Origin of the sequence: Cupriavidus sp. 2TAF22 (genome assembly GCF_052115045.1) — a bacterium.
In the GTDB taxonomy this organism is placed as follows: domain Bacteria; phylum Pseudomonadota; class Gammaproteobacteria; order Burkholderiales; family Burkholderiaceae; genus Cupriavidus.
Window position 1 is genome coordinate 47,849 of sequence record NZ_JBFRFX010000003.1, and the last position, 12,464, is coordinate 60,312.

Sequence of the window (12,464 nt, forward strand, 5' to 3'; positions counted from 1 at the left end):
ACGGAGCACTCCTCGCTATTCGATTGATCGGTATAGAGTTCCGCGCCGTTCACCTTGGCGCTCGACCTTGCCAACTGCTATCAGGTTTGTGATCGCGGCGCTCCACTGAGCGTCCGTGATGCCAGTAGCCGCAAGGACGTCGGCTTTTGCGCGCCAGCCGTCATGCATGCGAAGGAAGTCGAGGATCGCTGTGGTTGGTGTGGCACCGTCGGCGCCGAGGGCAACCCCTGTCTCGAAGTCAAGGGATGATTGAACCATTACGGCGCTGATCGTCCGACCCGCGCGCGGGGCACGGGTAGAAGCACGCGGTGAGGGGTCGGCGTGCAGCCCTTTGGCGACCTCCTCTTCGTACCGTTGACGATTCAAATCCGCCAGCCGCCGCAGCACTTCGACGCGCGCAGTCTCCGAAATAGTGAAGCGAGAGCGGTCGTTTTCCGGCAGGTACGGCACGTCATGGAAGCCGTGTTCGAGGTCGAGGTCGTCCCAGCCGTAGGCGCGCGCGACAGCGATATCAATTTCGCGCTGCAATGCGCGAAGCCCGGCGATGCGCGGATCGCGTTCTGTATCAGTATGGAAACGGTTGTAGAGCTTGGTCAGGCCTATGCGGTTGGCCCGCATAACTTCGATGCGCCCTTCGTGGAGCCGATCGCCCAAGTCATCGAGTGGACCGTTCGACACGTCACTGAATCCATCGGGGAAAGCGAACGGATCGAGTACGTCCGTTGGGCTGTATCTCAGATCACTCTTGAGACGCGATGCATGCTGCCAAGCGAAGATGGCATGAAAGTTCGATTGCAATAGAGCGAGGTCCCTGCCGCGTTCGAATGGAAATATGACGGTTGCATCCGAGAAGAGAATGTCGGAGTCAACAAACGTGAACGCCAATGTCTTGCTGACACGGGTAACCAGTAGCACCCTAGGTGGTCGATTCCCGCTTGGTGACCAAGTTTCAGGATGCCGCTCAAAGTGATGACCGCGACCAATGGCATGGTACAGGGCCTTTGCATCTCGTCCGTACAACCACCATTTTCGCTTTCTGCCTTCGGCGCTGGGATTGTTACCAAGCTTATCCCTTTCAGGCTTAACCAATGACTGCACGCGTTCGAAAGGTAGTGGATATTTCCGTGCACGTTCTTCAGTCCAATCCCAAAAACTGATTACCCTACGACTCGGCAGCTGCTCCGGATGCGAATTAAGATCATCTCCATTGATATAGGGGAATATGACATCGGCATTCTTCGGATCGGCATCCAGCATCTGCCGCGCGTCGTCATGTGAGAGCACGAAGCCCATGCCGAGCACGTAAGAACCGATAAAGGCCTTTCCCTCGTTGGCTTTTAGCCGCTTCGGACTCCATTCCTCGCGATCGGACAGGAATGCCGATATGAAGCGAGCCGGCCGTCCAAGCAGCGAGCGTTCGCCCTGCCAGTCGCCCTTGTGGACGTGCACGCGACTGGTGATAACCGCAGCCTTTCCCGGCCAAGGCTCGTTCGGGTAGGCAGCATGGATGACGGCGCCTCCGCCGACCATTGCCTCCAAGCCTACCTGCCGCGTGTCGCCTTCCGCAATCGTGTTAACTGCGAGCAATCCAAAACCACCACCTTCTCGCAACAAGCCCCAAGCCCGCAGGAAGAAATAGGCGACCAGATCCGCCGAGCCACGGCGCCCCTCGGCGATGCGCGCGACCAACCAATCTCGGAAGGCAGTACCTGCGACACCAGTGATGCGCTGCCCACCAAGAAAGGGGGGATTGCCGATGATGCCATCGAAGCCGCCGCACTCGCGCGCGAACACCTCAGGAAACTCCAATGGCCAATGGAAAGGCCGACGCGCAGGCTTGTCGGCGATTAGATCGGTGGAGAGCGCGGTGAGCGACCTCCGGTGCATTGAGGCAAGCACGTTGCGGTCACCGCCGATGGCCTGTTCGGCCCGAATGGTCAGCGCCATCAATGCATTATCCAATGTCGCACCGTGGCCACCCGATGCAAATACCTCCCCAACGAGAGCATCGGCGATGCGTTCCGGCGCGTCGAGCCTTCGACGCGCGTCGGCATCCAGATGCACCATGGCTTCTACGTCGCGGATGTCACGGATGGGAACTTCGCGCAGGCGTGAGCGCAGTTCGGAAGCCTCGTGCACGGCTCGTTCGACGTTCTGGCCGAACAGGCGAAGCTGGCCTTGCCCCGTGGGGTCCATCGAAAGCTCGGTGAGTTGCTCCAGCCGATGGATGCCAAGCAGACTGTCACCGCAGCGTAGGTTGTGGTCAAGAAAGCCAAAGGGCCGACCCTTCGCCAGCGTCACCAGCCAAATGGAGAGCTTGGCTAGCTCGACCGCCAGCGGGTTCAGATCGACTCCGTAGAGGCAGCGTTCGGCGATGCAGCGCCGGGCGACGATGGTGCGCCCTTCGACGTCGCGGGGCAGCGGCTCAACGTTGGCGTAGGCTTCCGCCACCCGCCCATCGGCACCGACCGTACTGCCCTGAGCCTCGGCCTGAGCCCATGCCTCCACCAGCCGATCGGCCAGCCAGCGGCAGGCTTGCACGAGGAACGCGCCCGACCCCATCGCTGGATCGCAGATCTTCAGGTCAAGCAGTTCAGTGGGCGATTTCAGCGTCCAGTCTGCGCGGGGCGCGCCCTCCGCCGGGCCGACGTAGGCGATGGGCGTAAGCGTCTCTACAACGATGGCTTCGGTGAGCGACTTCGGCGTGTAGTGGGTGCCGGTCTCGCGCCGGTCGGAGCCGGTGGTGACGACGAAAGCTCCCGAGGGATAAACCAACGGATAGCCCCAAGGATCGGTGCGTACCAGATGGGCGAACGGCTTGATCCGATCCCGCAGCGCCGTGTCGCCGTGGCAGGTCGTCAAAATCCGATCGGCGAGTGCATCGTCCACCGGACGCGCTAGATCGTTGCGCACACGGCTAGCGGAACTGCCGGAACGCTGCTGGAGCAGTTCTGCGAGTCGCTCTGCACCGTCCAGCCGTCCGGATTCGAGTTCGGCCAGCGTGACCCAAGGCGACTGAGCGCTCTTGGTAGCATCGAGCTCCAGCGTGACCTCGGTCGTGCGCTTGACGGTACGTTCCAGCAGGCCTTCATAGACATAGCCGATCTGCTCGACGTCCAGCGCGCGATATGACAGCGTACGGCCCTGGAATTGCTGGATAGCTTCGAGCAAGAGCAAGACGGTGCGGTTGTCGATCTGCAGCGGCTTGGAGACATCTGTACGCCAATCCGAGCCACGGGCGCGGCCTTCGAGGAAGGGGAAACGATCCGGATCGAACAGGGAGCCGCCCAGCGCGGGCAAGCGCAGGTTTTCGTGCTCGATACCGCCATACACAGCGCGAAATACGGCCAGCAGGCGTGACCAGGCATCCCAGCGGCGTTCCAGAATCTCGTCCGATTCGGCACGCAACTGCATACGCAGGGTCGAGATTGCGTAGTTGGCTTCGTAGCGTTCGTCGCCCAAGAGCAGCAAGCCGCGTTCTTCGGCTGACAGCAGGAAGACTAGCCGCATCATCACCGTCAGCGCGGCTTCGTAAAGTTCGGCTTCCTTCACACCGCGCAGCAACTCGCGGCAGCGGTCCTGATCGGCTTTGTCGAGCGCCTGGACCAGTACCTCTACCGCGCGCCGCACCTGCTCACCCAAGGCGTCGGTTACTTCGTCCTGGAACTTCAGAGAGCGGTCGAACAGCGCAGGAAGTTGTTCGGATTCGTCCACGAAGAAACGCCGGATGCCCAAGAGGTGGACGAAGGCTTGGAGCGTGACGGGTTCCTGCCCCCAGATGCGCGCATACCAACTGGCGAAGGTGGTGATGGCGCCCACCGGCGCATCGACCAGCATCCAGCGTTCGCCGTTGGTGATGAGGCCGAGACGGCATCCCTTGGCGCGGCAAAGCGTCACCATGCGTTCCGATGGTGTGCTGGCCCAGCCGTCCTGTTTCGAGGTGGCATCGAGATTGATGTCCGGCCCATAGGCATGGACGAGCATCAACAGCTTGTCGCCGTTGCCGACGACCGCAAAATCCGGGGATAGGCTCACGCCATGCTCTGGCAAGCTGACGTTCGAATGCTGGGCGCACCAGTCCTTACCCTTCAGCACGTCGCCACGACCGTCCTCGTTGAGTTCCAGCCCGCGCGACAAGACTTCGTCTATCCACGCCCCATGCAGGTCGACAAAACGTGGATCGTTAGTTTCCTGCGCCTCGCGCCATTCGTCGTAGGTTTGCCGCAGCCGCTTGCGCTTGGCCGCATCGAGATCTTCCAACCCCTGCGGGAAGGCTTCGCTCAACACCGGAACGGCGAGGAACGGGCCGGAAATCTCGATGAGAGAGAGCCAGTCGTGGTGGATGTCGCGGATGCTCATGCGGATCCTCCGGCGGATTCCGGAATAATGAAGATCACGGCGACCGGGAAGGTACGATCGTCGAGCTTGGCGTAGCGGGCTTCAATGGTCTGCGTTTCCATTTGCCGCTCATTGGGAATGCGCGCGAGGCGTACTTCCAGCGCCGTGATGTCGCGCCGAAGCTGCGTGCGCTCGTCCTCGGTGAAGAGCGAAAGCTGTTCGGGCTGCTGCCCTTTCTTCAATTCGGAATGGATCGCTTGTTCCAGTTCGTCGAGCACAGTGCCGATGTCGTCAATTTCCTGCTGCTTGCGCGTCTGAAGGGTGTTGGTCAGGGACCGGAGGCGCTCCTTCGACCGGGCATCGACTGCTTTCAGGATGGCTTCCTGCTGGCGGTCGAAACGGGTCCGAAGCGCATCGAACAAGGATGGGGCTGCGGTGGTGGGCTTTGCCTCATCCAGCCATTGCTGGATACGGGTGACGCCTTCCTCGCGACGGAAGGATTGGTCCCGCAGGTAGCCGCCCGAAATAGTCAGCTCTTCATGCAGCCTATGGTGGTTGCCGCCGGTGACGACCAGCCGCGAGACAACGACCACTGCAGATCCGTCGATGTGCGCGTCAGGCACCGTACGGACGGTGACGCGATGCAACTTCTTCACGTCGTCCTGCGCCCAGATCTCGGCGCGCAACAGGCGCAGGCACATCTGCACCAAGCGATGATTCAGGTGGACAAGCACGACGTCGTCCCGGCCACTGGCAACGTTGTGGTCGAAGGTGATGGGCCGTATCCGCTGAGTGTGCGGATGACGCAATCCCTCCAGACAGCGCGCCCAGGAACCGGAAAGCGCGGGCATCCGGAAGACGCTGCTGCGCGACGGCATGCCCGCCAGCTCGACAGGCTCCAGCGGCGGATGGCCCGCCAACGCGAGGCCGGTCTTCACAGCCATAAGAACGTGGTCGGGCGTGAGGTGGAAATCCTGCTGGGTAGTAAGCAAGCGATCGTGCAGCTTGGCGACGCGCTCCTTCAATTCGCGCTCGGCACGAACGAAGTTCTTGGCACGAGCGATCCGCGCCTCGGCCATGCGGGTGTCCAAATCCTTCAGCGAGCCTTCAATGAGGCCGGTCATCTGCGGCGCGATGACGGGGTTGACGCTACCCATGTCGGCACGCATCAAGTCCAGTTTGCGCAATGCGCGCAGGATGTCCTCGCCATGCCCGCCGACCGATGCGCCGCTTGCGCCGCCACCATCGACCGGGTGCCAGATCAGTACTTCTTTTTCACGCTGGCCATGGCGGTCGATACGCCCGTTGCGCTGCTCCATTACATTGGGGTTGTAGGGAATCTCCAAGTGGATGAGCCGATTGCAGTGGTTCTGCAAGTCGATGCCTTCGGACGCCGCGTCGGTGGCAAGCAGGATGCGGATGGGCGAGTCCTCCGGCGATGCTTGGAACGCCGCCTTGATGGGTTCGCGCTCTTCTTGGGACAGGCCACCGTGTAGCAGGCCGAGACGCTCGCTGCCAAAACCGTGGCTGGCCAGGATTTGATGCATCCACTGGTGCGTGGTGCGATACTCGGTGAACAGAATCACCCGGCGATCGTTCCACCGGCCGTCCGGCTTGAGATTGGCCGTGAGCCAGTCAAGGATAGCTTGGGCCTTGGAGCCGGCCTGATTCCTGGCATGCTGCGCCCACGCTCTCAATTCGTCGAGTGTGGCCCGCTGCTCCGCTGTCAACGGCGACGCGCGGCGCGTCGCTTCCTCAATGGCTTCCTCTTGTGCGTTCTCGAATTCCCGATCGTCGGCGTAGTCCTCGTCGGCCTTCAGGATGGCCTTGTGCAGGATACGCTCAGTCATAGCATCGGGCTTCGCTAGCCGTGCTTCGGACAACGACGCCACATGCTTTTCGAGAGTGGATGCGAACGCGGCAGGAGAAGAGAGCAGACGCTTCTTGAGGAGCCGATTGACGAAGGCCGTGCCGAAACCATTGCCTGCCTTCTCGGCATCCTTTTCGCGACTGATGCAGTAGTCGTCGAGCTTGCGATGAATTTCGCGCTCTTCCGCCGTGTATGCGACTTCGAGCGCCTGCAAGGCGCGCCGGGCGTACAGGGGGTTGCCATCGGCATCGACCAGATCGCTCTTCAGGCGACGAATCATCACCTGACTCAGCCGCTTTTCATCGGGGAGGATGTTGCGTGCGAAACGCTGGTCGTCAAGCAGTTCGAGCAGCGAGGTAAACGACTCGGTGTAGCCGTTGTGCGGCGTCGCGGTCAAGAACAGACGATGCTGGAAGTGCGGGCCGATGGCACGGACGAAGCGCGTGCGCTGGCTCTCCAACGCATAGTGCGCGCCTGCGGCGGGAGCGACGTTGTGCGCTTCGTCCACGACCAGCAGGTCGAACTTACGGGGATGACCGACGTGCGGCGGGATCACGTCACGCATGGCGCGCAAGCCTTCTCCGCCCTTGGCCCAGTCCATCGACGTAATGAGTCGCGGATGCGATGTCCACGGATTGGCGTGGATGCCGCGCTCGCGTCGCAACTGCTTGATGTAATCGGTATCAACCACGCGGAAGTCGAGGCCGAATTTCTCCAACATCTCGACGCGCCACTTCTCTTGAAGCGACGCGGGGCAGACGATCAGAACGGTGCGGGCGCGATGCCGCAGCAGCAGTTCCTGAATAACCAGACCCGCTTCAATGGTCTTGCCAAGGCCCACGTCGTCGGCGATGAGCAGGTTGACGCGAGCCATGTCGATTGCGCGCACCAGCGGATCGAGTTGGAAGTCCTCGATACTGACGCCGCTGCGGAACGGAGCTTGGAGAAACCCCCGGTCTGCATTGGTGGCTGCCCCCCAACGCACAGCATCAAGGAAAGCGTCGAGCGTGGCGGAGTCGTCCTGCCCCGTGACCGAAGGCAAGCCAGCCCGCTCAATGACCTGAGCGCCCGGCTCAATCTCCCAGACGACTTCCAGTTCCTCGCCGAGACCATCCTCGTCGATCGACGACAGTTTCAGACAGTGTTGAGGAGTACCGGAATCAAGTCGAGCGGCATCGACGTCGGCCACCACCCACTGCCGGCGACGCACTTCGACGAGTTGCCCTGGCTCGGGACGAGCGCGATATGCCTGGGGTTGTTGTTGTTCGTGCTGGACGCTGGCCATCTTTCTTTTCAGTTCTTCTCATTCACGCTGGTGCGACGCCGCGCGATACTTCGCGTCGGCCAATGCGACTGTGTGCGCGACGACTCGGGCGGCGTCAATCGGTGGTTCGTGCGACCAGAACCGGAGCACCGTCCAACCTTGCGATTGCAGGCGTTCGTTCGTGTCCGCGTCACGTCGCTGGTTTGCTTCGATCTTATCGCGCCAGAACTCCGCGTTCTGCTTCGGCCACGTGGCGTGTTCGGGACAGCCGTGCCAGAAGCAGCCATCGACGAAGACGGCAATTTTTCGACGGGGGAACGCCACGTCCGCGACGCGACGAGGATTTCTCAGCACTTCGTAGTCGACCCTGTAGCGCAGACCGATGCGGTACATCTCCCGTCGCAATGCCATTTCCGCGTCCGTTCCCTTTTGCCGCACTTTCGCCATGCGACGACTGGCATCGGATGACGAGGACGCGGGTCGACGCATTGGGTAACCTTCGTTAGCCCATCACCGAGCCGCGAGTGATGCAAGGTGCTGATTGATGCTGCGAGCGATGGCCCGGCCGAGATTGACTGGAACCGCGTTGCCGATCAAACGCCCGAGCACCGTGAAACTCACCTGGCCATCCTGCGGGACGAACGCGTAGTCGCGCGGAAAGCTCTGCAAGATCGCCGCTTCCCTCAGAGAGATGGCTCGATCCTGCTCGGGGTGTCCGAACCGACCGTTGCCGAACCCGTAGCACTGGGTCGTCATGGTCGGCGCGGGCTTGTCCCACTCCATGCGTCCGTAGACGCCCGGATAGGTGCGTCCGCTTTCGGCGCGGTGACATTCGGCGATCAAGTGCTTGGGCCAATCGCGCCATGTGCCGCCGGGCTTGGAGACCTGGATCCGCTTAAGATTCTTTTCAGACAGCGTGGAGGCGACGTGCAGCCTATCTCTAGGTGCGGACTCTCCAGCACCGAGGGGACGCAAGTGCCCGATGGCTTGCCGCACCGTCTTCGGCTTTTCGTGGGTCGGCGAGATCATCTTGATGCTACCGTGCTTAGAAGCAAGCAGCACCATTCGACGTCGCATCTGTGGAACACCATAACGCGAGCTATCGACGACGTCGAACCAGACCTCATAGCCAAGCCGTTCTAGCGTATCCACAAAATCGTGAAATACCTCGTGCTTAGCGACGGTCGGCACATTTTCCATCGTGATAACGTCCGGCAACGAACCTTTAACGAGACGCGCGAACTGATAGAGCAAGCCCCACTTGCCGTCCTTGCCGTCTAGCTCATAGCGCTGAGCATAGGTCGAAAAAGGCTGGCAAGGCGCGCAGCCCGCCAAGATCTTCAGTTCGGCGTCGCCGAACAATGCCTCTAGTTCGTCCGTCGTGACCTTACTTATGTCACGTTCGATGAACTGAGCATGATCATTGTTCTCTTCGTAAGGGAAGCGGCAGGCAGGATCCAGATCAATGCCTGCGACAACGGGAAGCCCCTCTAAATGGAAGCCATGCGTCAGTCCACCCGCTCCGCAGAATAAATCGACACAAGCAATTTTTTTCACATCAAATCTCTTCTTCCAGTGTCGAGAGACGATCGGAACAAACGGAAGCCAAGTCGTCCTTCATTTCCCTTCCCGATATTCAGTATCTGCTGCACCACTCGATCGAATCCATTCGTCGACTTCTTCGGATTAAAATTTCCAGAATCGACCAATTCGATGATCAGGCATATTCCGCTTGTTGATCCACGCATATACTGTGTCCCTGCTTACGCCGAAACATGCGGCAAGCTCCTCGACTGATAGCCAGCGATCTATCATGTCGGCTTCCATCGAAAGGGCCGGACTTTTCTAGTCTCATCATCGCATGAAATCAGTCCTTCTGGAGCGTGATCAAGGATGATCTGATCGGCTTTAATCTGGTTTTGACCGATTCCATCCGGTTTGGTAGCTCCCCAGTTTCGCCGCCATGCCCAATGCCGCCGATGCTTCTGTGGCGACGCGCTAGTCCCACTTGCCCCCTATCGCTACAGAATTGAGCTCGGCAAGCGACAACCATGACATCGGCGATTGGGGTATGTATATGAGACTCGCGGAAAAGCGACAAGGCCCGTGACCGGCGATGGATGAGGAGCCAAGTACGTTGCATGACGGTTACACGGCCCGCAAAACACAAAGGGCTACAGGAAAAATCCTGCGCCCCCTTGATTTCATTTGTGCTGTAGGCCTCGGATCAAGCTGACTTTGTAACTCTGCCCATGAAGGTTCTACGCCAAGGGCGGACGCAGTGCTCAACCCAATCCGAGTCATTTATTTGTGATTTTTCGCAACTATTCTGAAAACCTACAGCAACGTCGCATCAAACATCAATATTCCGCGCAACCAACGCATTAGACTCAATAAAATTCCGCCGCGGCTCAACCTCATCCCCCATCAGCGTAGTAAAGATCTGATCAGCCGCAATAGCATCCTCAATCTGCACCTTAAGCAGTCGCCGTTGGGTAACGTCCAGCGTGGTCTCAAAAAGCTGCTCAGGATTCATCTCCCCCAGCCCCTTATACCGCTGACGCGAAACCCCACGCTCGGCTTCAGACAACAGCCACTGCATGGCCCCGTGGAAATCATTCACGGTCTGGTCCCGCATCTTCTCGCCTTCGCCACGGCGCACCTTGGTGCCCTCGGGAATCAGCCCCTGGAACGTCTTGGCGGCCAGGGACAGCGCTGCGTAATCCGCGCCGTGGACGAAGTCCGCATCCAGGTGAGACAGGCGCACGTTGCCGTGATGGCGGCGGGCGATCATCAGGCGGTGCTTGTCCGTCTTCTCGTCGAACTGGGCGTAGACATCTGCGGTGCCGTCGTCGTTCACGGCGGCGCCGAGCAGGGTCTTGGCGTGCATCTCGCTGAGCTTGGCCTTGAGCGCGGTGGCTGAGGCTTCGGCGGCGGCGGCGCTGTCCAGGTCCAGTTCCACGCCGTCGGCAATGGCGCGCAGGGCGTCGGTGTCTACGATGCGGGAGAGGCGGCCGATCACGCCTTCGGCCAGCTGGTACTGGCGGGCGAGTTCGGTGAGGGCGTCGCCGGAGACTTCGGTGCCGTCCGGGTTGACCAGCGCGGCTTTTTCCATGGCCAGGCGCAGCAGGTAGGCGTTGAGCTCGGTGTCGTCCTTGATGTAGCGCTCTTCCTTGCCGTGCTTGATCTTGTAGAGCGGCGGCTGGGCGATGTACACGTAGCCGCGCTCGATGATGTCGGGCATCTGGCGGTAGAAGAACGTGAGCAGCAGCGTGCGGATGTGGGAGCCGTCCACGTCCGCGTCGGTCATGATGATGATGCGGTGGTAGCGCAGCTTTTCGAGGTTGTAGTCTTCCTTGCCGATGCCGGTGCCCAGCGCCGTGATGAGCGTGAGCACTTCCTGGCTGGAGAGCATCTTGTCGAAGCGGGCGCGTTCCACGTTAAGGATCTTGCCCTTAAGGGGCAGGATTGCCTGGAACTTGCGGTCGCGGCCTTGCTTGGCGGAGCCGCCTGCGGAGTCACCCTCCACGAGGAAGAGTTCGGACTGGGCGGGGTCTTTTTCCTGGCAGTCGGCGAGCTTGCCGGGCAGGCCCATGCCGTCGAGCACGCCTTTGCGGCGGGTCATTTCGCGGGCCTTGCGGGCGGCTTCGCGGGCGCGGGCGGCGTCGACGATCTTGCCGCAGATGATCTTGGCGTCGCCGGGGGTCTCGAGCAGGAAGTCGGAGAGGGCCTTGGCGACGAGTTCTTCCACGGGCAGGCGCACTTCAGACGAGACGAGCTTGTCCTTGGTCTGGGAGCTGAACTTGGGCTCGGGCACCTTGACGGAGAGCACGCAGGCCAGGCCTTCGCGCATGTCGTCGCCGGTGGTCTCTACCTTGGCCTTCTTGGCGATCTCGTTTTCTTCGATGTACTTGTTGATGACGCGGGTCATCGCGGCGCGCAGGCCGGTGAGGTGGGTGCCGCCATCCCGCTGGGGGATGTTGTTGGTGAAGCAGAGCACCTGCTCGTTGTAGCCGTCGTTCCACTGCATGGAGACTTCCACGGCGATCCCGTCTTTCTCGGTGTTGGCGTAGAAGATGGTCGGGTGCAGGACGGTCTTGGCGCGGTTGATGTATTCGACGAAGCCTTTCACGCCGCCGGAGAAGGCGAAGTCTTCTTCCTTGCCGGTGCGCTGGTCGGTCAGGCGGATGTGCACGCCGTTGTTCAGGAACGAGAGCTCGCGGATGCGCTTGGAGAGGATCTCGTAGTGGAACTCGACGTGGGTGAAGATGGCCTCGTCGGCGAGGAAGTGGACTTCGGTGCCGCGCTTGTCGGTCGGGCCGATGACCTTCATCGGCGAGACTTCCACGGGCTGGCCGTCGGGGCCGTTGACGGTTTCCACCACGCGGTTCTGCACCGCGCCTTGCGCGAATTCGAGCAGGTGGGCCTGGCCGTCGCGGCGCACGGTGAGGCGCAGCCACTTGGAGAGGGCGTTGACGCAGGACACGCCCACGCCGTGCAGGCCGCCGGAGACCTTGTAGCTGTTCTGGTTGAACTTGCCGCCGGCGTGCAGCTCGGTCATGGCGATTTCGGCCGCGCTGCGCTTGGGTTCGTGCTTGTCGTCGAACTTCACCAGGGGCGGGATGCCGCGGCCGTTGTCGGTGATGGAGATCGAGTTGTCGCTGTGGATGGTGACCTGGATCTCGGTGCACCAGCCGGCCAGCGCTTCGTCGATGGAGTTGTCCAGCACTTCGAATACGAGGTGGTGCAGGCCGGTGCCGTCGGACGTGTCGCCGATGTACATGCCCGGCCGCTTGCGCACCGCCTCCAGGCCTTCCAGGATCTGGATCGAGCCGGCGCCGTAGCTGTTTTCCTGTTGCGGTTGCGGTTGTTGCTGTTCGGTCATGTTCTCTTACTCACGGCGAATGCGGCGTTTCGCGCGGCGCCCGGTCGGGCGCGCTGCGATGGGCCGCATGGCGGGTTACATAAAAACGGCAAAAGGGGCGGATTGCC

General features: G+C 61.0%; 6 protein-coding genes. All 6 read right to left on the bottom strand.

What is annotated here, in order from left to right:
* Positions 1 to 15: 15 nt before the first annotated feature.
* Complete coding sequence (locus tag AB4Z48_RS04975) at positions 16 to 4,359, bottom strand: Eco57I restriction-modification methylase domain-containing protein (protein ID WP_441612772.1); 4,344 nt, start codon at positions 4,357 to 4,359, stop codon at positions 16 to 18.
* Positions 4,356 to 7,493, bottom strand: a complete 3,138-nt coding sequence (gene drmD, locus AB4Z48_RS04980; protein WP_441612773.1) for a DISARM system SNF2-like helicase DrmD — start codon at positions 7,491 to 7,493, stop codon at positions 4,356 to 4,358. The genes AB4Z48_RS04975 and drmD overlap by 4 nt, the downstream gene beginning before the upstream one ends.
* A gap of 18 nt (positions 7,494 to 7,511) precedes the next feature.
* A complete protein-coding gene (locus AB4Z48_RS04985; RefSeq protein ID WP_441612774.1) occupies positions 7,512 to 7,961 on the bottom strand; it encodes a very short patch repair endonuclease in 450 nt (149 codons plus the stop codon).
* 21 nt (positions 7,962 to 7,982) lie between these two features.
* Entirely contained in the window at positions 7,983 to 9,029 is a 1,047-nt protein-coding gene (locus AB4Z48_RS04990) for a DNA cytosine methyltransferase (RefSeq protein WP_441612775.1), read from the bottom strand.
* A gap of 129 nt (positions 9,030 to 9,158) precedes the next feature.
* Positions 9,159 to 9,299 carry a helix-turn-helix domain-containing protein gene (locus AB4Z48_RS04995; protein ID WP_441612776.1) on the bottom strand — a complete coding sequence of 47 codons (141 nt, stop codon included), beginning with the start codon at positions 9,297 to 9,299 and terminating at the stop codon, positions 9,159 to 9,161.
* 526 nt (positions 9,300 to 9,825) lie between these two features.
* Complete coding sequence (gene gyrB, locus AB4Z48_RS05000) at positions 9,826 to 12,357, bottom strand: DNA topoisomerase (ATP-hydrolyzing) subunit B (protein ID WP_441612777.1); 2,532 nt, start codon at positions 12,355 to 12,357, stop codon at positions 9,826 to 9,828.
* Positions 12,358 to 12,464: the final 107 nt, after the last annotated feature.

Excerpts from the sequence above, each read along its gene's own strand:
- AB4Z48_RS04985 (WP_441612774.1), bottom strand. The coding sequence starts at position 7,961 with ATGCGTCGACCCGCGTCCTCGTCATCCGATGCCAGTCGTCGCATGGCG.
- gyrB (WP_441612777.1), bottom strand. The coding sequence starts at position 12,357 with ATGACCGAACAGCAACAACCGCAACCGCAACAGGAAAACAGCTACGGC.
- AB4Z48_RS04975 (WP_441612772.1), bottom strand. The coding sequence starts at position 4,359 with ATGAGCATCCGCGACATCCACCACGACTGGCTCTCTCTCATCGAGATT.
- AB4Z48_RS04995 (WP_441612776.1), bottom strand. The coding sequence starts at position 9,299 with ATGGAAGCCGACATGATAGATCGCTGGCTATCAGTCGAGGAGCTTGCC.
- drmD (WP_441612773.1), bottom strand. The coding sequence starts at position 7,493 with ATGGCCAGCGTCCAGCACGAACAACAACAACCCCAGGCATATCGCGCT.